The sequence below is a fragment of the Ancylobacter sp. 3268 genome, assembly GCF_031456575.1.
Classification (GTDB): Bacteria; Pseudomonadota; Alphaproteobacteria; order Rhizobiales; family Xanthobacteraceae; genus Ancylobacter.
This window is the reverse complement of record NZ_JAVDUX010000004.1, coordinates 111590-131544: the sequence shown is the minus strand read 5'-3', so window position 1 is coordinate 131544 and position 19955 is coordinate 111590. Positions and strand designations below refer to the sequence as shown.

Below are 19955 nucleotides of genomic sequence, written 5' to 3'. Positions count from 1 at the left end.
TGTCGCATGAAGCTCTCCCGCATTGCCGCAGCCGGCGCGTTGCTGATGGCGCTGGCCGCCGTTCCCATCGCCGCTCCTGCGTCGGCCCAGTCCACTCCCGGTGCCACTGAGACCCGGCTGCCGGTGGTGGCGTCCTTCTCGATCCTCGGTGACCTGGTGAAGAATGTTGGCGGCAACCGCGTCGCGGTCTCGACGCTGGTGGGCGCCGACGGCGACGCCCACGTGTTCCAGCCGGCGCCGGCCGACGCCAAGAAGGTGGCCGCTGCCAGGGTGGTGTTCGTCAACGGCCTCGGTTTCGAGGGCTGGATGGATCGGCTGGTGAAGTCCTCCGGCACCAAGGCGACCATGATGGTGGTCTCCAAGGGCGTCGAGGCGCGCGAGATGGAGGAAGAGGGGCACGCGCATGGGGCCGGCAAGGGCGCGCATGCCGGCCACGATCATGAGGAGACCGATCCGCATGCCTGGCAATCGGTCGGCAATGCCGAGATCTATGTCGCCAACATTCGCGACGGGCTGATCGCTGCCGATCCGGACGGCAAGGCCGCCTACGAGGCCAATGCAAGCGCGTACCTCGAAAAGCTCAAGGCGCTCGACACCGAGATCAAGGCGGCCGTAGCCCGCATCCCGGCCGACAAGCGGCGGGTGATCACCTCGCATGATGCCTTCGGCTATTTCGAGGGCGCCTACGGGCTGGAATTCATCGCACCGCAAGGCGTTTCCACCGAGGCCGAGGCGTCGGCCAAGGACGTCGCCCGCATCATCCGGCAGATCAAGGCCGAGAAGATCCCGGCGGTGTTCATGGAGAACATCTCCGACCCGCGGCTGATCAAGCGCATCGCCGACGAGACCGGCGCCAAGATCGGCGGCACGGTATTTTCCGACGCGCTGTCCGATGACAAGGGGCCGGCCGCCACCTATATCGACATGATGCAAAACAACATCCGCGAGTTCTCGGCCGCGCTGTCGAGCTGAGAATTCCGAGCACATTCAAGACGCTCATGCCCGGGTCCCGCCCGGGCATGACGTTGTTCCAAGGATCGAGGTTTCCATGCCCGACGCCCAATCCAGCAAAATCCCCGTCACCGTGCTGACCGGCTATCTCGGCGCCGGCAAGACGACGCTGCTCAACCGCATCCTCTCCGAGCCGCACGGCAAGAAATTCGCCGTCGTCGTCAACGAGTTCGGCGAGATCGGCATCGACAACGACCTCGTGGTCGGCGCCGACGAGGAAGTGTTCGAGATGAACAACGGCTGCATCTGCTGCACCGTGCGCGGCGACCTCATCCGCATCATCGACGGCCTGCTCAAGCGCAAGGACGGCTTCGACGGCATCATCGTCGAGACCACCGGCCTCGCCGATCCGGCGCCGGTCGCCCAGACTTTCTTCGTCGACGAGACGGTCGGCGCCAAGACCGCGCTCGACGCGGTGGTGACGGTCGCCGACGCCAAATGGCTGAAGGACCGGCTGAAGGACGCCCCCGAGGCGAAGAACCAGATCGCCTTCGCCGACGTCATCCTGCTCAACAAGACCGACCTGGTGTCGGAGGCGGAGCTGAAGGACGTCGAGCTGCGCATCCGCGCCATCAACCCTTTCGCCCGCATCCACCGCACCCAGCGCTCCGACATCGCCATCGACAAGGTGCTGGGGCAGGGGGCGTTCGACCTCGACCGCATCCAGGCCATTGATCCGGATTTCCTCGAAGCCGGCCACAAGCATTTCCACGACGAGGACATGCGCTCGGTGTCGTTCACCAGCGACGCGCCGCTCGACCCGGACAAGTTCTTCCCGTGGATCCAGGAGCTGACCCAGCGCGAGGGGCCGAACATCCTGCGTTCCAAGGGCATCCTCGCCTTCAAGAACGATCCGGACCGCTTCGTCTTCCAGGGCGTGCACATGATCCTCGACGGCGACCATCAGCGCCCGTGGAAGGCGGATGAGCCGAAGCTGAGCCGCATCGTGTTCATCGGCCGCAAGCTGGACGTGCCGGCGCTGGAAAAGGGTTTTCGCGCCTGCGTGGCGTGAGCGCTCGCACAGGCGGGCTGCGTGACGGCGGGCGCAATATGCGCTAGTCCGGCGCAGCCCTTTGCGTTTTCCGATCCGAGCCCGACCTGTTCATGGCCGTCAACAGCACTCCCTCCTCCCTGACCTCGAAGCTGCGCGTGTATGCGCTCGACGGCGCCGTCGTCGGCGCGGCCTATCTCGGCACCACCCCGGTTTTCGCGCTGGCCGAGGGCGTGCTCGCCTTCGCCGGCGAGGAGCCGCTGCGGGTCGAGGCGCATAAAGGCGTGCTGCTGTCGCTCGCCGCCGATGCGCGCTCGATTCTCAGCGGCGGCGATGACGGCCGGGTGATGCGCACGCGTGGCGACGGCTCCACCGAGGTGGTGTTCGAGCAGAAGGGGCGCTGGATCGACCAGGTGGCGGTGGGGGCCGATGCTGTCGCCTTCTCCGCCGGCAAGACCGCGCATTTCCTGCCCGCCAAGGGCGAGATGAAGACGCTTGCGGTGCCTTCCACCGTCGGCGGGCTGGCTTTCGCCCCTAAGGGCACGCGGCTCGCCGTGGCGCATTATGGCGGGGTGACGCTGTGGTTCCCCAACGCGCAGGCCAAGCCGGAATTTCTGGAGTGGAAGGGGTCGCATCGCGGGGTCGCCTTCAGCCCCGACATGCGCTTCGTGGTGACCACCATGCAGGAGGCCGCGCTGCATGGCTGGCGGCTCAGCGATGGCGGCCATATGCGCATGAGCGGCTATCCGGCGCGGGTGAAGTCGATGGTGTTCACCGCCGGCGGCAAGTTCCTCGCCACGTCCGGCTCCAACGAGGCGATCCTCTGGCCGTTCGCCAGCAAGGACGGGCCGATGGGCAAGCAGCCCTCCATGCTGGCGCCGCGCGACGTGCGCGTCTCCTGCGTCGCCGCGCATCCGAAGGATGAGGTGATCGCGGTGGGCTTCGAGGACGGCATGGCGATGCTGGTGCGCATTTCCGATGGTGCCGAGATCCTGGCGCGGGCGCCCGATGCCAGCCCGGTTTCCGCCATGGCGTGGCGCGCCGATGGCGGGGCCCTGTGCATCGGCACCGAGAGCGGCAGCGCCGGCGTGCTGGTGCTGTGAGCCCACCGGCGGCGGAAAGGCTGCCGGCTTCATAGACTTAGGTGCGCGGTGCTGTTGCCGCTGGGGCACAGCCGTGCCCGCGAGCGCCGGTATCCTCCGACGATCGCTGTCCGGTTATGCGTGCGTCACCTGCTTGTCATCCAGGCTGGGTAGCGCAGATCGCTAGCGCTATGGGCTGGGGATGTCCGCATGAACCGCTTCTTCTCGTCGGCGAGCTGCCGTGCACTGCTCGCCGCCAGTTCGCTCCTGTTCGTGCCGCTCGCGGCCCGCGCCGACAGCTTCACGGTGCCGGCCGGGACCACCCAGACCAAACAGCAGACGGTGTCGGGAACCGACAGCGGTACGGTCGAGGCAGGCGGTAAGCTCGACGTGACCAAGAGCGCGGTGATCTGGGACGGCCCGGCCACCGGCAGCGGGGTCGTGATCGTCAATGACGGCGAGATCCTCAGCGAGAAGCGTGCCTTCGACACTGACGGCGCCGTGAGCGGCAGCTATTCCCTTACCAATAATGGCGGCATCGCCTCCACCGATGACGGCTTCCGCATCGACGATGCCTTTGCCGGTGGCACGCTCACCGTGGTCAATACCGGCTCCATCACCTCGGAAGAGGGGCAGGCCTTCGACCTCAACTCAGCCAATGACGTCACCGCCAAGGTGCGGATCGAGAATGCCGGTACCATCACCGCCGAGCAGAACGACGCGGTACGGCTCGGCGGCGGCACGATCGTGCTGGTCAATTCCGGCACCATCCAGACGCTGAGCGGCGAAGACCGGGCGATCAAGTTCGACGACGAGGCGAATGTCGAGACGCTGAAATCGTTCACGCTGGTCAACGAGGCCGGCGGCCGGCTGATCGGCGGCGACGACGCCATCAAGATCGCCGCCGGTTCGGACGCGACCTCGGCCGTCATCACCATCGAGAATCACGGGCTGATCGATGGCGGCGCCGGACAGGCGCTCGACTTCGCCGACCTGACCTCGCCCGACAACGTCATCACCATCACCAATTACGGCACCTTGCAGTCGCGCGAGGCCGACGGCATCCGCCCCGGCGCCGGCGCCAGCGTGATCAATCACGGGCTCATCCAGTCGACCGACCTCAACAGCAATGGCGACGGCGTCGACTTCCAGGAGACCGGCGGCAGCGTCGTCAACAAGATCAACGCCAGCATCTACGGCGCCAAGCACGGCATCACCGGCGACGGAGAGATCTCCGTGTTCAACGATCAGGGCGGCCTGATCATCGGCCGCAACGGCTCCGGCGTGAATGTCGACAGCACCGGCGACACCGTCACCACCGTGATCAATTACGGCATCATCCGCGGCGAAGTGACCGGCCTCATCGACGATGACGGCGAGGCGGACGGCGTGCCGGATGGCGACGGTGACGGCGTCGATGTCGACGGCAAGGTCGAGCTGCACAATTACGGGCTGATCCAGGGCACCGGCGCCACCGGCACCAATGATGGCGTGCCCAACACCGCCGACGGCCTCGCCATCGGTGGCGGGGTGATTCACAACCACGCCACCGGGGTGATCGAAGCCTTCGACAATTATGCCAATGAGGGTGCCGAGAATGTCGGCCGGGCGATCCTGGTCGACGACAGCAACCAGGGCCCGGCGCCGTTTGCCACCACGCTGATCAACGAGGGCATCATCCGCTCGGACGGCGTGGCGGTGACCTTCATTGGCGACCATGCCGACATCATCGACAATGCCGGCACCCTACAGGGCGGCAATGCCAAGGCCGTCGACATGGGCGGCGGCGACGACCTGTTCATCTATCGTCCCGGCAGCACGGTGACCGGCTATGTCACCGCCGGCAGCGGCAGCGACACGCTGCGCCTGGCGGGCAGCGGCAGCTTCAATGTCGGCCTCGTCGGCAATGTGGCGCAGTATCGCGACTTCGAGACGCTATTCCTCGGCTCCGACGCCAACTATGCGGCAACGGGGTCGAGCAGCTTTGCCGGCAACGTAGTTCTCGACGGCCGGCTGAATCTCAATGGCTGGCTGGCCTCGGCCAGCGTGGCCATGGGCAATGGCGCGAGCCTCTCCGGCAATGCCAGCCTCGGCGCGCTGACGGTGAATTCCGGCGCCGTCGTGTCGCCCGGCAATTCCATCGGCACGCTGAACGTCGCCGGCACCGTTACCTTCAATGCCGGCTCGACCTATGTGGTCGAGGCGAACGCCACCCAATCCGACCAGATCGTTGCCGGCACCTCGGCGATCAATGGCGGCACGGTGGTGATGTCGATCGCCGACGGCCCCCTCAATGTCGGGCAGGTTTACACCATCGTCTCGGCCCAGCAGACCACAACGCCGGGCGGCCAGTTCTCGGCGCTGGTGGCGCCGGACTACCTGTTCATCGACCCGACGCTCGGCCGCGACGGCGCCTCGGTGACGGTGACGCTGGCGCGCAACGGTACCGCCTTCGCCAGCTTCGCGCAGACCGCCAACCAGGGGGCGGTGGCCGGCGCGCTCGACGCGGCGGGCACCGGCACGCTCTACGCGCAGATCGTCGCGCTGCAGCCGGGCGAGCAGGGCGGCCTCGCGCCCGGTTTCGACCTTTTATCCGGCGAGGCGCATGCCTCGCTCGGCACCACGCTCTACAGCCAGAACCCGCTGGTCGCCGACACGCTGGTCTCCCGCCTGCGGCAGGCGGCGGAGACGAATACCGGGGCCGCGGCGCTCGGCATGGGCGGCCCGGCGACCGCCTATGCCGCCAAGGCACCGGCTGCCGCCAGCCCGATCCCGGTGAAGACGCCGCCGGCCGCCGCGCCCAGCCCGGTCTATGCCGGCTGGGTGCAGGGCTACGGTCAATGGAGCACGGCGGATGGCAACGGCAATGCCGCCGAGGTCGAGTCTTCGCTGGGCGGTTTCCTTGCCGGCGGCGACGTCACGGTGGGCGCGGTCACCTTCGGCCTGGCGGCCGGCTATGTGTCGGCCTCGAGCGATGTCGACAACCGGCTGAGCCGCGTCGACGCCGCCACGGCCTTGATCGCCGCCTATGCCGGCACAAGCCTGGAGGCGTGGCGGCTGCGCGCCGGCGCCTCCTATGGTTGGAGCAGCGTGGACAGCCGCCGCACCGCCAGCCTGCTCGATGTCACCGAAAATCCGCGTGGCTCCTATGATGGCGCGACCGCCAACCTGTTCCTCGAAGCCGGCTATGCGGTGGAGATGGACGCTCTCGCGCTGGAGCCCTTCGCCCAGATCGCCTGGAGCTGGGTCGAGACCGACAGCTTCACCGAGACCAATGCCCCGGTGACCGGGCTGAGCTCGTCGGGTCTGTCGTTCGACACGCCCTATTCGACGCTCGGCCTGAGGCTGGCGACCAGCCTCGCCATGGGCGGCGGCACGCTGACCCCGCACGCCTCGCTGGCCTGGCGCCACGCCTATGGCGACATCACCCCGCAAATGGCGATGTCGTTCATCCAGACCGGCGGCGGTTTCACCGTCGCCGGCGCGCCGATCGCCGAGGACAGCTTCGTGCTGGGTGCCGGGCTGGGTTTCGATGTCGGCATCAACCTGTCGCTAAACATTGGTTATGAGGGCCAGTTCGGCGACGCGGTGGAGACCAATGCGGTCAAGGGCGGGCTGACCTACCGTTTCTGAAGGGCGACTGGCCGGGCGGCACGGGGGCGCCGCGGCGTCCGGCGATCCGGCAAAGAACCCCTACCGCGTCGCGGCAAATGGGCTAGGCTTGATGCATCTCAGCAAGGACCGCATGCCATGAAGATCGAGGACGTCCGCCGTACCGCCTATTCGATGCCGCTGACCAGCCCCTCCTATCCCAAGGGGCCCTATCGCTTCTTCAACCGCGAATATTTCATCATCACCTACCGCACCGACCCGGCGGCGCTGGAAAAGGTGGTGCCCGAGCCGCTGAAGGTCACCGACCCGATCGTCAAATACGAGTTCATCCGCATGCCGGACTCCACCGGCTTCGGCGACTACACCGAGACCGGGCAGGTTATCCCGGTGGAGTTCGAGGGCAAGAAGGGCGGCTTCGTCCACTCGATGTATCTCGACGACGAGGCGCCGATCGCCGGTGGCCGCGAATTGTGGGGTTTTCCCAAGAAGCTTGCCAAGCCCAGCTTCGCGGTCGAGAGCGACGTGCTGGTGGCCAAGCTGAACTATGGCAGCGTGCTCTGCGCCTGCGGCACCATGGGCTACAAATATGAGGCGCTCGACAAGGACGCGGTCCTCAAATCCATGCTGGCGCCGAACTGGATGATCAAGATCATCCCGCATGTCGACGGCTCGGCGCGGATCTGCGAGCTGGTCGAGTATTATCTCGAGGACGTCACCATCAAGGAGGCGTGGACGGGACCGGCGGCGCTGGGCCTGTTCCCGCACGCCATCTGCGACGTCGCCAAGCTGCCGGTGCTGGAGGTGCTCTCCGCCGTGCACATCAAGTCCGACCTGACGCTCGGGCTCGGCAAGGTGGCGTATGATTATCTGAAAGACTGAACGCTGCGCCACGAGGCGATCGGAAAGCCCGCGCGGTTCGGCGCGGGCTTTTTCATGGCCTGCCTCAGCCGAGGCCCAGCCGCTCGCTCGCCATGAAGCCGAACAGCAGGGCGAGGCCGAAGGCGACGAGCGCGAGGGCGGCGGCGAGTTCCACCGCCCGCAGCGCCACCGCGATGCCATTGCCCTCGCGACGGGCGGCGAGGCGCACCGCCAGATGCTTGGCGAACACCGCGATGGCGGCGACCGCGCTGACCGTGATCGCGGTGCCGACCCCCATCAGCGCGGTGGAGGCGGCGCCGACCCAGAAGATGCCTTGGGTAAGCGAGAACACCAACACCAGGATCGCGCCGCTGCACGGGCGCAGGCCGACCGACAGCACCGCCGCCCACCACTCCTTCACGCCGCCGCGCGGCAGCGCCTCCGGCCCCGGCAGATGCGCATGCCCGTCCTCGCAGGCCTCGCCGGCGGCATGGACATGGTCCGGCTCGCCGCGCCAGGCCCGGACCAGTGCGCCGGCCTTCACATAGGCGAGGCGGGCGCCGAGCAGCACGATGAGGCCATAGGCGGTGATCTCGATAAGGAACACCGCGCGCTGCATGGCGGCGGCGGTGGCGCCGAGGATGACGGCGAAGATGCCGGCGACCAGTATGGCGGTCAGCGACTGGGCGAGGGCGCTCGCAAAGGCGAGGCCGATGCCGCGTTTCAGGCTCGCCTCATTGGCCAGCAGATAGGAGGAGATCACCGCCTTGCCATGGCCGGGGCCGGCGGCGTGGAAGACGCCGTAGGCGAAGGAGATGCCGCCGAGCAGATACAGCGCCGAGCCATCCTGCTTGGCGGCGCGCACGGCGCCGGTGAGCAGGCGGTAGAATTCTGCCTGCTTGGCGAGGATGAAGCCGACAAGGCCCTCCGGCGCGGGCGGCGGCGGCGCGACGCCGAACGGCGATTGGGCGAGGGCGGGCAGAGCGAGGACGGCGCCGGCGACCAGAGCGCCCGCCAGCAGCCAGGCCATGCGCCTCACGGGCAGCTCACCGTGGCGCGGTTGGCGAATTGCGAGCCGAAATTGCTCGCCGAGGTCAGCGCGTTGAAGAAGCCTTCCGACAGGCTGGTGGAGCCGGCCGCCGGATCGGGCCGGTGCACATCCACCGTGCAGCCGGCCGGACTGCCGGCGAGCCTCACCGGATTGTTGTCGGCGAGTTGGAAGGCGACGAAATAGGTCGGATCGTAGACGTCGACCGCGGTGCTGCCCTTGGCCGGCAGCGGCTTCTGCAGCGGCAGGGTGAAGTGCAGCGTCAGCGCCGTTCCGTCATAAGTCAGGCTGTAGTCGCGCGGCGGGGCGAAGGGAAACTGCTCCTTCCCACGCTTGGCAAAGGTGAAATAGTCGAATTCCTTGAGCGAATCGATGTTCACCTGCGCGAGTTCGGAGAGCGTCTTCGGCGTCGGCTTGCCGTCAGGCGTCTGTTCCAGTCCCTGAAGGGCGAAGCTGGAGAACTCCTCGTCGAAGGTCCAGTCATGGCGCACGCCGGTGAGGGTGCCGTCCGGGCCGTAAAGCAGCTGGGAGTTGATCACCACCCAGACATGCGGATGCGCCACAGCGGGCGAGGCGAGGGCGGCCAGCGCAAGAACGAGCGCGGCGAAGCGGGCGAGGAGGCGAGCCAAGGGCCGAATCCGGTGATCAGCGGCAGGGACATCATTGATCCACGAGGAGTTCGACCGAAACGTGACACCGGGATCGCGGAAACGAAAACGGCCGCCCGAAAGCGGCCGTTCCGGATTTTTGCGGCTGCAAGCCGGAGCCGGCTCACGCCGCCTTGGGTCTGTGCGACAGAAGCCGGCTCACGCCGCCCTGGTTCTTGCAGCAGAAGTCGGCTCACGCCGCCTTGGTTCTTGCAGCAGAAGTCGGCTCATGCCGCCTTCTGAGACTTCGGCTGCAGCAGCTTGCGGTTGACCAGCACCTCGGCGATCTGCACCGCATTCAGCGCCGCGCCCTTGCGCAGATTGTCCGACACGCACCAGAAGGAGAGGCCGTTCTCCACCGTCGCGTCCTCGCGGATGCGCGACACATAGGTGGCGTCCTCGCCGGCCGCCTCGTAAGGCGTGATGTAGCCGCCGGGCTCACGCTTGTCGACGACCAGCACACCCGGCGCGTTACGCAGCACCTGGGTGGCTTCCTCGACGGTGATCGGGCGCTCGAACTCGACGTTCACCGCTTCCGAATGCGAGACGAACACCGGCACGCGCACGGCGGTGCAGGTGAGCTTGATCTTCGGATCGAGGATCTTCTTCGTCTCCGCCATCACCTTCCATTCCTCCTTCGTGTAGCCGTCTTCCATGAAGACGTCGATGTGAGGAATGACGTTGAAGGCGATGCGCTTGGGAAACTTCTTGGCCTCGATCGGATCGGAGACGAACACGGCGCGGGTCTGCGAGAACAGCTCGTCCATCGCTTCCTTGCCGGCGCCCGACACCGACTGATAGGTCGCCACAACCACGCGCTTGATCGTCGCGGCGTCGTGCAGCGGCTTCAGCGCGACGACGAGCTGCGCGGTCGAGCAGTTCGGGTTGGCGATGATGTTCTTCTTCGTGAAGCCGCCAATGGCATCGGCATTGACTTCCGGCACGATCAGCGGGACGTCGCTGTCGTAACGGAAGGCCGAGGAGTTATCGATGACGACGCAGCCCTGGGCGCCGATCTTCGGCGACCACTGCTTCGACACCTCGCCGCCGGCCGACATCAGGCAGATGTCGGTGTCGGAGAAGTCATAGTTCTCGAGGGCTTTAATTTTCAGGGTCTTGTCGCCGAAGGAAACCTCCGTCCCGACCGAACGGCGGGAGGCGAGCGCGATCACCTCGTCGGCGGGGAAGCCGCGTTCGGCGAGGATGTCGAGCATTTCGCGGCCCACGTTGCCCGTGGCGCCGACGATAGCGACCTTGTAGCCCATCTCGAATATCTCCTGACGGCCCTGCCATTCACAGGCTCGGGCGAGGGCGGGCTTTTACGCCGAAAGTCGAGGCGTGGCAACGCCCCTGACACGCGCCGGACGCAGGGGTGGCACGCGCCGGGTGGTGCATGTTCCGCAAGGGGATCGAGCCAGCGGGGATCGGGCCAGCGGGGATCGGGCCAGCCGGGATCAGGCCAGTGGGGATCAGGCCGATCGCCGGGTCCCGCGCAGCAGCAGGAAGCCGAGGAGGGCGAATGCCGTCAGCGCGCCGCTCGCCAGGAAGGTCGCCGACGAGCCGTGTGCCTGCCACAGCCAGCCGGCGGCGATGTTGCCGACCAGTACCGTCAGCCCGGTCATCAGGTTGAAGACGCCGAAGGCGGTCGCCTTCAACTGCGCCGGCGCGGTATCGGCGATCAGCGTGGCGAGGATGCCCTGCGAGAAGCCCATATGCAGCCCCCACAGCACGATGCCGGCGAAGAAGGCCGGCAGCGTGCCGGCCTGTGCCAGCACCAGATCGGCGGCGAGCAGCAGGACCAGGCTGATGGCGAGCGGCGCCAGGCGGCCGGTGCGGTCGGACAGGCGGCCGACGGGATAGGCGGCCAGCCCATAGACCGCGTGCATCACCACCATGGTGATCGGCACCCAGGCGGTGGCGAGGCCCACTTCCTGCGACTTCAGCAGCAGGAAGGCCTCGCTGAACCGCGCCATGGTGAAGAGACAGGCGACGGCGATCATCGCCCATGTCGCGCGGTTCAGCCGGCCGGCCGCGGCAAGGCGCGGCCGTTCCTTGGCCGGCGCCGGCGGCTGCGCCGGCTCGTTTATGCCGACGACCAGCAGGGCGACAGCGAGGAAGGCGGGGAGGGTGGCGATCCAGAACACGGTGAGGAAGTCCCCGCCGGTCGCGAGCATCAGGCCGATAGCGACCAGAGGGCCGACGAAGCCGCCGACGGTATCGAGCGACTTGCGCAACCCGAAGGCGGCGCCGCGGATCTCAGGCGGCGTGGTATCGGCGATCAGCGCGTCGCGCGGCGCGCCGCGAATGCCCTTGCCGACGCGGTCGAGCGCCTTGGCGGCGACGATCCAGCCGAGCGAGCCGGCGAGCGGGATCATCGGCTTGGACACCGCGCCGAGGCCATAACCGAGCACGGCCAGCGGCTTGCGCTTGCCGGTCCAGTCGGAGACCACGCCGGAGAACAGCCGCGTCACCATGGCGACGGCCACCGCCAGCCCTTCGATGAAGCCGATGGCGAGCGCCGAGGCGGCGAGCTCGGTGACGAGATAGAGGGGCAGCAGCGTCTGGACCATCTCCGAGGAGATATCCATGGCGAGGCTGACCAGGCCCAGCACCCACACGGTGGCCGGGATCGGCGGCCTTGCTCCTGCCGCCATCGGCGCGGGCGAAGCCGGCATTATTCCGCCGCGCCGGCGCGGGCGACGCCGAAGCGCCGCGCCACATACTCCTCGACGATCTTCTTGAAGTCGTCGCGCAGGGTGGGGCCGCGCAGGGTCATCGCCTTCTTGCCGTCGATATAGACCGGGGCGGTGGGAAACTCGCCGGTGCCGGGCAGCGAGATGCCGATATCGGCATGCTTGCTCTCCCCCGGCCCGTTGACGATGCAGCCCATCACCGCGACGTTCAGCGTCTCGACGCCGGGATAGTGCTTCTTCCACTCCGGCATCGAGGTGCGGATGTAGTCCTGCACCTCGAAAGCCAACTCCTGGAAGGTGGTCGAGGTGGTGCGCCCGCAGCCGGGGCAGGCGGCGACCAGCGGCACGAAGGTGCGCAGGCCCATGGTCTGCAGCATCTCCTGCGCCACCGTCACCTCGCGGGTGCGGTCGCCGCCGGGCTCGGGGGTGAGCGAGACGCGGATGGTGTCGCCGATGCCTTGTTGCAACAGGACACCCATTGCGGCAGTCGAGGCAACGATGCCCTTCGAGCCCATCCCCGCTTCGGTGAGGCCGAGATGCAGCGCATAGTCGGCGCGCCGGGCGAGCTCGGAATAGACGGTGATCAAATCCTGCACCGCCGAGACCTTGGCGGAGAGGATGATCTTCTCGCGCTTCATGCCGATCTCTTCCGCCAGCGCGGCGGAGAGCAGGGCCGAGCGCACCAGCGCCTCGCGGGTGACGGCGCGCGCATCGGCCGGGCGCGGGAGCCTGGCGTTCTCGTCCATCAGCCGGGTCAGCAGGTCGTCGTCCAGCGAGCCCCAATTGGCGCCGATCCGCACCGGCTTGTCGTGTTTGATCGCGATCTCGACGATGGTGGCGAAGTGGCGGTCGCGCTTGTTGCCGAAGCCGACATTGCCGGGGTTGATGCGGTATTTCGCCAGCGCCTCCGCGCAATCGGGGAAATTCGCCAGCAGCAGGTGGCCGTTATAGTGGAAGTCGCCGACCAGCGGGGTGTCGAGCCCCATGCGGGCGAGCCGCTCGCGGATCTCCGGCACGGCGCGGGCGGACTCCTCGCGGTCCACGGTGATGCGCACGATCTCCGAACCGGCGCGGGCGAGGGCGGCGACCTGGCGGGCGGTCGCCTCGGCGTCGGCGGTGTCTGTGTTGGTCATCGACTGCACCACCACCGGCGCGCCGCCACCCACCGTGACCGCGCCGACCTTGACCGGCACGGTGATGCGCCGCTCATGCGGGCCGGCGGCTTCCAGCTCGGGCGCGACGATCGGGGCGGGCTCAGCAGTCATGACACGGGTTCCGGCGGCGTGGCGGCCAGTAGGACGAACAGCCCGGAGGGGTAGGCCGGGCGTGAGCTTGCGTCAACCGCCGGCGTCAACCGGCGGCGGCCTTGCCGGCCTCCGCGCGGCAGCGGGCGCAGGTGCCGGCGATCTCCAGCACCGGGGTGCGCGGCGTGAAGCCGGCGGCGCGGGTCGCCCAGGCGATGTCGCGGCCGATGGCGTGCGAGGCGACCTCGTCGGTCAGGCCGCAGCGCTCGCAGATCAGGAACACGATCACGTCATCGGCCTCATGCGCCCGGCCGCAGGCGAGGAAGGCGTTGCGGCTCTCGATGCGGTGGGCGAGGCCCTCGGCGACCAGGAAGTCGAGGGCGCGATAGACCGACATCGGCGGCGGACGCTCGCCGACGGCACCGAGCTTCTCCACCAGCTCATAGGCGCCGAGCGGTATGTGGCTCTGCGCCAGCGTCTCCAGCACCCGCCGGCGCAGCGGCGTCAGGCGGGCGCCGCTCGCATCGCAGCATGCCTCGGCGCGCGCGAGCACATCGGCAACGCAGGCGGTGTGGTCATGGTCGTGATGTGCGGCGGCCGGAACTGTCATGCAGGGATCGTAGCTGACGGATAGGAAACGGGAAACCGTCTTGGCGGCCAGCCGTTTGCGACCGTGCGACGGGACTAGCAATGACGGGCGGCCATGCTAGCGTGACACATATGGGGACGAGGCCGCGCGACGGCGAGGCGTCCCGCGATCGGTTGCGATGCCGCAGAACTCAGGCAGGAGAATTTTCAATGCTCAAGGGTAAGAACGCCGTCGTCACCGGCTCGACCAGCGGGATCGGCCTTGCCATCGCCCGTGCGCTGGCGGCCGAAGGCGTGAACATCACGCTCAACGGCTTCGGCGATGCAGCGGCGATCGAGAAGGAACGCTCGGGCATCGAGAGCGCGTTCGGCGTGAAGGCGGTGTATTCCGCCGCCGACCTCACCAAGGGCTCGGAATGCGCGGCGCTGATAAAGTTCGGCGAGGAGCAGCTCGGCTCGGTCGACATCCTCGTCAACAATGCCGGCGTGCAGCATGTCTCGCCGATCGAGGACTTCCCGGACGACAAATGGGACCTCATCATTGCGCTGAACCTCTCGGCCGCCTTCCACGCCACCAAGGCGGCGGTGCCGGGCATGAAGGCGCGCAAGTGGGGCCGCATCATCAACACCGCCTCGGCGCATGCGCTGGTCGCCTCGCCCTTCAAGTCGGCCTATGTCTCGGCCAAGCACGGCATTGCCGGCCTGACCAAGACGGTGGCGCTGGAGACCGCCACCTTCGGCATCACGGTGAACGCGATCTGCCCCGGCTATGTGTGGACGCCGCTCGTCGAGAAGCAGATCCCCGACACCGCCAAGGCGCGCGGCATCACAGAGGAGCAGGTGAAGGAGTTCCTGCTCGCCGAGCAGCCGACCAAGGAGTTCGTGAAGGTCGAGGAAGTGGCGGCGCTGGCCGTGTTCCTGTGCAGCGACGGCGCGAAGTCGATCACCGGCTCGCTGCAGCAGATCGACGGCGGCTGGGTGGCCGAGTAAGCCAAGGGTGAACCCGAGGGGAGGCGCAGGTGACTGACAAGGTGGTCGACATTTCGACGTCGCGGCGTTCCGCCGCCAGAAAGGGCACCGCCGGGCGTGCCGCCGTCCAGAAGGATGGCGACGAGGCCGTCTCCGTCACCGGCGATTCCACAAATGCGCCGCAGCCGGCGGCTCCGGGACTGGCGGTCCAGCCGCCGGAAGCCGCTTCGCCGGTCGCCAAACCGGCAGCTGGAGCGACGGCGGCGTCCGGTCGCGCCGCCGCCAAGCGCGCCGCATCCGGCAAGGCGACGGCCAGCAAGGCGGCAGCGGGGAAGGCTGCCACGGCGAAGTCCTCGTCCGCGAAGCCCTCGCCCGCGAAGCCCTCGCCCACGAAGTCCGGCGCCGGTAAGACCGCCGCCGCGCCATCCCTCGCGGCCGCACCGGTTGCCGCCTCCGAAAAGCCTGAGGCGCCCCCGGCGGCGAGCAAGGAGACCGAGACCGTGGCCACCGCGATTTCGGTGCACGGCCCGGTCGGCAAGGAGGCGGTGCGCCGCAATACCAATTCCACCGCACCGGCCAAGGCGGAGGCGCTCAAGAACCACCTCAAGCCGATCAACCTCGCCTTGCAGGGCGGCGGCGCCCATGGCGCCTTCACCTGGGGGGTGCTCGACCGGCTGCTGGAGGACGGACGGATCGTCGTCGAGGGCATTTCCGGCACCAGCGCCGGCGCCATGAATGCGGCCGTGCTGGCCTCGGGCCTCGCGCGCGGCGGCAATGAGGGCGGACGCGAGGCGCTGGCGAAATATTGGCGCGCGGTTTCCAAGGATGGGCGCACCAGCCCGCTGCAGCGCACCCTGCTCGACCGGCTGATGGGCAACTGGTCGCTGAACATGAACCCGGCCTACATCACCATGGATGTGATGAGCCGGTTCTTCTCGCCCTACGACCTCAACCCGCTCAACATCAACCCGCTGATGGACCTGATCGCCGAGCATGTCGATTTCGACTCGGTGCAGGCGTGCAGCCATGTGCATGTGTTCGTCAGCGCCACAAACGTGCACACCGGCAAGGTCAAAGTGTTCTCCAAGCACGAGCTGACACCGGCCGCGATCATGGCGTCGGCCTGCCTGCCCAACATGTTCCAGGCGGTGGAAATCGACGGCGTGCCCTATTGGGATGGCGGCTTCATGGGCAACCCGGCCATGTTCCCCTTCTACGATGCGGTGAAGACCGACGACATCCTGCTCATCCAGATCAACCCGATCATCCGCCGCGAGACGCCGAAGACCGCCCGCGACATCCAGAACCGGATGAACGAGATCACCTTCAACGCCTCGCTGCTCGCGCAGCTGCGCGCCGCCGAATTCGTCACCCGGCTGCTCAATGAGGGGCGGCTGAGCCACAAGGGCGACGGGGTGGACGGCTATCGCAACCTGCGCATGCACCGGATCGACGGGGCCGAGAAGCTGGTGGCGCTCGATGCCTCGACTAAGATGAACGCGGAATGGGAGTTCCTGCTGTTTCTGCGCGACATCGGCCGGGAGGCGGCGGAAGGCTTCCTCGAGCGGCATTACGACGACATCGGCGTGCGCTCGACGCTCGACGTGCATCACGAACTGAAGAACGGCTAGCTCGTGGCCGGCCTTCGCAGCGGCACGGCCGCGGGGTACAGGGGCACAGGGCACGGGGGCTCGACGGGGCGACGGGCTTGTGCTGAGAGAGGACATGAGCCCCGATCACCCGCCTGTTCCCGACATCGCCGCCCGTGTGCTTCATCGCGACGGGATGATGCTGATCCTCGACAAGCCCGCCGGCCTGCCCGTGCACAAGGGCCCCAAGGGCGGGGAGACGCTGGCCGACCATCTCGACGCGTTGCGCTTCGGCCTGCCCAGCGCGCCGGAACTGGCGCATCGGCTCGACAAGGACACGTCGGGCTGCCTGGTGCTCGGCCGCCATCGCAAGGCGCTAGCCGAACTCGGCAAGGCGTTCGCGAGCGGGGCGGTGGGGAAGACTTATGTCGCGGTGGCCAAGGGCGTGCCGGCCGAGACGCGCGGGCGGGTCGAGCTGAAGCTCGCCAAGCGTTCGCCGCATCGCGGCTGGTGGATGGCGGTCGATCCGGCCGGGCAGCAGGCGATCTCCGAATGGGAGCTGATCGCCGCCGGCGAAGGGCTGTCGGTGCTCGCGCTCTCGCCGCTGACCGGCCGTACCCACCAGTTGCGGGTGCATCTCGACGCCATCGGCCACCCGATCCTCGGCGACAGCATCTATGGCGGGGCCTCGCGGCTGCCGGGCGGGCCGGTGCTGCACCTCCACGCGCGCCGGGTGGTGGTGCCGCAACCCAAGGGCAAGCCGGCGATCGACGCCCGCGCGCCGCTGCCGCCGCACATGATAACGACGCTCGCCGGCATGGGCCTCGATCCGGCCGAGGTGGCGCAGGCGGCGGATGCGGTGGCGTTCTCGAAGCTCTAGCTCGAAGCTCTAGAAATCCGCGTTTCAGCGGGTCGCGGCGCGCATGCATTCCTCGCGCACCGCCCACAGGCACTGCGCGACAGGACGTCAGACGAGCTCGCGGGCGAGGCGGCCGGCCAACTGGCCGCAGCCGAGCAGGCCCGGCGTCGGGTGGGTGATGATGTGCACCGGCGTCGCGATGAGCCGCGGATCCAGCGGCGGGTGCTCCTCGAAGGCGGCGCGGAAGGGCGAGCTTTCATAAAATGGCAGCAGCCCGGCGGAGACGCCGCCGGCGAGATAGACGCCGCCGCGAGCGTCGAAGGTCAGCGCGAGGTCGCCGGCGATGCGGCCGAACAGCCGCAGGAACATGTTGCAGGTCTCGCGCGCCTCGGTGTCGCCGCCAAAGGCGGCGGCGATCACCTGCTCGGGCGATAGCCGGTCGCCGGTGAGCACGCGGTGGATGCGGGCGAGGCCGGAGCCCGAGAGCGCGTGCTCCACCACCACCGGGCCGAGCTCGCGCACCATATGGGCGATCAGCCGGGCCTCCTCGGTATTGGTGGCGCCGAGGCGGGCATGGCCACCTTCGCCGGTGACGGCCCGGAAGGTGTCGCCGATCTTGAGCAGGCCGGCGACGCCGAAGCCGGTGCCGGGCCCGCAGACCAGCATGGGAGCGCCTTCGGCCGCCTCGCCGCCGCCGACCGCCACCAGATCATCCGGCCCGAGCGCCGGCACGCCATAGGCGAGCGCCTCGAAATCGTTGACGCCGAGCAGCTTCTGCCAGCCGAAGCGGCGGCGCAGCTCGTCCTTGGCGAAGGACCAGTCGCGATTGGTGAGCCGCACATGCTCGCCATCCGCCGGTCCGGCAATGGCGAGTACCGCGCCGCCGACATCGCCGGCCGCCACGCCACGCGCCGCAAGATCGATCTCGATCAACGCCTCGAAGCCGGAAAAGGCGTCGTTGCGGTGGATGCGCACATCCTGTGGGCGTCCATCGGGGCCTGCGAGGGCGAGGCGGGAGGAGGTTCCGCCAATGTCGGCGATCAGGATGAGATGGGGCATAGGGCCTGGATGTTCGGGTCGCGGTGGGAGGGTGGCGCATAGGAGCCAATCTCGCGCGCTTCGACAAGCCCCGGCTGCGTATCTTGACGACAAGCGGCATGGCGGCGGTTGCGTTCCGCCTCATACCGGCCTAGTCCGAAAAAATGAGCGAATCCCCCCGCCGTCCGCGCCGTCCCTCTGGCCGTCAGGCCGCCCCGGTCCTGCCGGGCCTTGCCGCCCGCCGTGCCGCGGCGGATGCCTTTGACGCCGTCTTCGTCAATGGCCGTCCGCTGGAGGAGGCGCTCGACCGGCTGTCACGCGATCTCGACGAGCGCGACCGCGGGCTCGCCCGCATGATCGCCGCCACCACGCTGCGCCGTCTCGGCTCGCTGCGGGCGCTGCTGTCGGCCTTTCTCGAGAAGCCGTTGCCGGAAAAGGCCCGGCGCGGCGAGACGCTGCTGCTGATCGGCGCCGCGCAGGTGCTGTTCATGGACGTGCCGGACCATGCGGCGGTGGCGACCAGCGTCGAGCTGGCCGGGGAAGCCCCCTCGACCGCCGGCTTCAAGGGGCTGATCAACGCCGTGCTGCGCCGGATCGCCCGCGAGGGGCGGGCGCGCCTCGAGGCCGATGCGGTGTACGATCAGCCCGAATGGCTGATCCGCGGCTGGAGCGCGGCCTATGGCGCCGAGACCGCCCGGGCGATCGCCCGCACCCTCGCCCGGGAGGCGCCGCTCGACCTCACGATCAAGGGCGATCCGCAGCCGTGGTTGGAGCGGCTCGGCGGCGAGTTGCTGCCGACCGGCTCGATACGGCTCATCGAGGCCGGCAACGTCACCGCCTTGCCGGGCTTCGACGAGGGGGCCTGGTGGGTTCAGGATGCGGCGGCGGCGATTCCGGCCCGGCTTATCCATGCCGGCCCCGGCATGCGCGTCGCCGATCTGTGCGCGGCGCCGGGCGGCAAGACCGCCCAGCTGGCCGCCGCGGGGGCGCAGGTGACCGCGCTCGACCGCTCCGCCGTGCGGCTCCGGCGGCTGGCGCAGAATCTCGGCCGGCTCGGGCTCGAAGCCGAGGTGGTGGAGGCGGATGCGGCGAGTTGGCAAGTCGGCACCGAGAAGGGGGGGCCGTTCGACGCGGTGCTGATCGACGCGCCGTGCTCGGCGACCGGTACCATCCGCCGGCACCCGGATGTCGCCTGGTCGAAGGCGCCGGCCGACATTGCCAGCCTGGGCGCGCTGCAGGCGCGGATCCTGCGCAATGCCGCCGACCTGGTGCGGCCGGGCGGGGTGCTGGTCTATTCCACCTGCTCGCTGGAGCCGGAGGAGGGCGAGCGGCAGATCGAGGCGCTGCTCGCCGGCCGCGACGATTATGAGCGCCTGCCGGTGCTGCCCGGCGAGAACGGCGTCGCAGCCGACTGGATCAACGCCGCCGGCGAGATCCGCACCCTGCCGACGCATCTTCCGCATGAAGACCCGCGCCGTGGCGGGCTCGATGGCTTCTTCGCCGCGCGGTTGCGGCGTCGCGGAGCCCCGGATGCTTCATAGGGAGCATAGGATGGTGGACGCGACTCGGGGCTCGGTTAAGCTGGCGACGATTCATCCGGGGGATTCTGGGAGGGAACCGGTTGCCCGGGCGACACCAGACCAAGCGATGCCCAAGCACACGGCCGCCAAGCACGCGGCCGTCGGGCACACGGCCGTCGGGCACACGGCCGTCGGGCACACGGCCG

General features: G+C 68.5%; 16 protein-coding genes. 9 read left to right on the top strand and 7 right to left on the bottom strand.

Features of this window, described 5'->3' with window-relative positions:
• Positions 1–6 precede the first annotated feature (6 nt).
• The 5 genes from J2X65_RS06890 (at position 7) to J2X65_RS06870 (ending at position 7575) form a co-directional block, all read left to right on the top strand.
• Positions 7–972: a metal ABC transporter substrate-binding protein gene (locus tag J2X65_RS06890; RefSeq protein ID WP_310199642.1), complete on the top strand. Its 966-nt coding sequence runs from the start codon at positions 7–9 to the stop codon at positions 970–972.
• 76 nt (positions 973–1048) lie between these two features.
• Positions 1049–2023 (top strand): GTP-binding protein, encoded by a 975-nt coding sequence (locus J2X65_RS06885; protein ID WP_310199640.1) that lies wholly within the window; start codon positions 1049–1051, stop codon positions 2021–2023.
• A 92-nt stretch (positions 2024–2115) separates the two neighbouring features.
• Positions 2116–3105, top strand: a complete 990-nt coding sequence (locus tag J2X65_RS06880; RefSeq protein WP_310199639.1) for a WD40 repeat domain-containing protein — start codon at positions 2116–2118, stop codon at positions 3103–3105.
• Positions 3106–3294: 189 nt separating this feature from the next.
• Positions 3295–6717 (top strand): autotransporter domain-containing protein, encoded by a 3423-nt coding sequence (locus tag J2X65_RS06875; RefSeq protein WP_310199637.1) that lies wholly within the window; start codon positions 3295–3297, stop codon positions 6715–6717.
• 117 nt (positions 6718–6834) lie between these two features.
• Positions 6835–7575: an acetoacetate decarboxylase gene (locus tag J2X65_RS06870; RefSeq protein ID WP_310199635.1), complete on the top strand. Its 741-nt coding sequence runs from the start codon at positions 6835–6837 to the stop codon at positions 7573–7575.
• Between the two features lie 64 nt (positions 7576–7639).
• On the opposite strand, the gene J2X65_RS06865 is transcribed toward J2X65_RS06870, so the two are convergent.
• The 6 genes from J2X65_RS06865 to J2X65_RS06840 all read right to left on the bottom strand — a co-directional run bounded on the left by J2X65_RS06865 (position 7640) and on the right by J2X65_RS06840 (position 13796).
• Positions 7640–8584: a nickel/cobalt transporter gene (locus J2X65_RS06865; protein WP_310200063.1), complete on the bottom strand. Its 945-nt coding sequence runs from the start codon at positions 8582–8584 to the stop codon at positions 7640–7642.
• 5 nt (positions 8585–8589) lie between these two features.
• Entirely contained in the window at positions 8590–9231 is a 642-nt protein-coding gene (locus J2X65_RS06860) for a DUF1007 family protein (RefSeq protein ID WP_310199634.1), read from the bottom strand.
• 245 nt (positions 9232–9476) lie between these two features.
• Complete coding sequence (locus tag J2X65_RS06855) at positions 9477–10514, bottom strand: aspartate-semialdehyde dehydrogenase (RefSeq protein ID WP_310199632.1); 1038 nt, start codon at positions 10512–10514, stop codon at positions 9477–9479.
• A gap of 204 nt (positions 10515–10718) precedes the next feature.
• Positions 10719–11924, bottom strand: a complete 1206-nt coding sequence (locus J2X65_RS06850; protein WP_310199630.1) for an MFS transporter — start codon at positions 11922–11924, stop codon at positions 10719–10721.
• Positions 11924–13207 carry a flavodoxin-dependent (E)-4-hydroxy-3-methylbut-2-enyl-diphosphate synthase gene (gene ispG / locus J2X65_RS06845; RefSeq protein ID WP_310199629.1) on the bottom strand — a complete coding sequence of 428 codons (1284 nt, stop codon included), beginning with the start codon at positions 13205–13207 and terminating at the stop codon, positions 11924–11926. The genes J2X65_RS06850 and ispG overlap by 1 nt, the downstream gene beginning before the upstream one ends.
• Before the next feature lie 85 nt (positions 13208–13292).
• A complete protein-coding gene (locus J2X65_RS06840) occupies positions 13293–13796 on the bottom strand; it encodes a transcriptional repressor (RefSeq protein WP_310199627.1) in 504 nt (167 codons plus the stop codon).
• Between the two features lie 188 nt (positions 13797–13984).
• Here J2X65_RS06840 and J2X65_RS06835 point away from each other — a divergent pair, with 188 nt between their 5' ends.
• The 3 genes from J2X65_RS06835 to J2X65_RS06825 all read left to right on the top strand — a co-directional run bounded on the left by J2X65_RS06835 (position 13985) and on the right by J2X65_RS06825 (position 17212).
• On the top strand, positions 13985–14764 hold the full coding sequence (locus J2X65_RS06835; RefSeq protein WP_310199625.1) for a 3-hydroxybutyrate dehydrogenase: 780 nt from the start codon (positions 13985–13987) through the stop codon (positions 14762–14764).
• 29 nt (positions 14765–14793) lie between these two features.
• Complete coding sequence (locus J2X65_RS06830) at positions 14794–16374, top strand: patatin-like phospholipase family protein (RefSeq protein WP_310199623.1); 1581 nt, start codon at positions 14794–14796, stop codon at positions 16372–16374.
• Between the two features lie 94 nt (positions 16375–16468).
• On the top strand, positions 16469–17212 hold the full coding sequence (locus tag J2X65_RS06825) for an RNA pseudouridine synthase (protein ID WP_310199621.1): 744 nt from the start codon (positions 16469–16471) through the stop codon (positions 17210–17212).
• Positions 17213–17299: 87 nt separating this feature from the next.
• On the opposite strand, the gene J2X65_RS06820 is transcribed toward J2X65_RS06825, so the two are convergent.
• The gene (locus J2X65_RS06820) at positions 17300–18250 is read right to left on the bottom strand and encodes a glucokinase (protein ID WP_310199619.1); all 951 of its coding nucleotides are present in this window, start codon (positions 18248–18250) and stop codon (positions 17300–17302) included.
• Between the two features lie 143 nt (positions 18251–18393).
• On the opposite strand from J2X65_RS06820, the gene rsmB reads away from it, so the two are divergent.
• Positions 18394–19770, top strand: a complete 1377-nt coding sequence (gene rsmB / locus J2X65_RS06815; protein WP_310199617.1) for a 16S rRNA (cytosine(967)-C(5))-methyltransferase RsmB — start codon at positions 18394–18396, stop codon at positions 19768–19770.
• Positions 19771–19955 lie beyond the last annotated feature (185 nt).

Excerpts from the sequence above, each read along its gene's own strand:
- J2X65_RS06890 (WP_310199642.1), top strand. The coding sequence starts at position 7 with ATGAAGCTCTCCCGCATTGCCGCAGCCGGCGCGTTGCTGATGGCGCTG.
- J2X65_RS06885 (WP_310199640.1), top strand. The coding sequence starts at position 1,049 with ATGCCCGACGCCCAATCCAGCAAAATCCCCGTCACCGTGCTGACCGGC.
- J2X65_RS06880 (WP_310199639.1), top strand. The coding sequence starts at position 2,116 with ATGGCCGTCAACAGCACTCCCTCCTCCCTGACCTCGAAGCTGCGCGTG.
- J2X65_RS06875 (WP_310199637.1), top strand. The coding sequence starts at position 3,295 with ATGAACCGCTTCTTCTCGTCGGCGAGCTGCCGTGCACTGCTCGCCGCC.
- J2X65_RS06870 (WP_310199635.1), top strand. The coding sequence starts at position 6,835 with ATGAAGATCGAGGACGTCCGCCGTACCGCCTATTCGATGCCGCTGACC.
- J2X65_RS06865 (WP_310200063.1), bottom strand. The coding sequence starts at position 8,584 with ATGGCCTGGCTGCTGGCGGGCGCTCTGGTCGCCGGCGCCGTCCTCGCT.
- J2X65_RS06855 (WP_310199632.1), bottom strand. The coding sequence starts at position 10,514 with ATGGGCTACAAGGTCGCTATCGTCGGCGCCACGGGCAACGTGGGCCGC.
- J2X65_RS06850 (WP_310199630.1), bottom strand. The coding sequence starts at position 11,924 with ATGCCGGCTTCGCCCGCGCCGATGGCGGCAGGAGCAAGGCCGCCGATC.
- ispG (WP_310199629.1), bottom strand. The coding sequence starts at position 13,207 with ATGACTGCTGAGCCCGCCCCGATCGTCGCGCCCGAGCTGGAAGCCGCC.
- J2X65_RS06840 (WP_310199627.1), bottom strand. The coding sequence starts at position 13,796 with ATGACAGTTCCGGCCGCCGCACATCACGACCATGACCACACCGCCTGC.
- J2X65_RS06835 (WP_310199625.1), top strand. The coding sequence starts at position 13,985 with ATGCTCAAGGGTAAGAACGCCGTCGTCACCGGCTCGACCAGCGGGATC.
- J2X65_RS06825 (WP_310199621.1), top strand. The coding sequence starts at position 16,469 with ATGAGCCCCGATCACCCGCCTGTTCCCGACATCGCCGCCCGTGTGCTT.
- J2X65_RS06820 (WP_310199619.1), bottom strand. The coding sequence starts at position 18,250 with ATGCCCCATCTCATCCTGATCGCCGACATTGGCGGAACCTCCTCCCGC.
- rsmB (WP_310199617.1), top strand. The coding sequence starts at position 18,394 with ATGAGCGAATCCCCCCGCCGTCCGCGCCGTCCCTCTGGCCGTCAGGCC.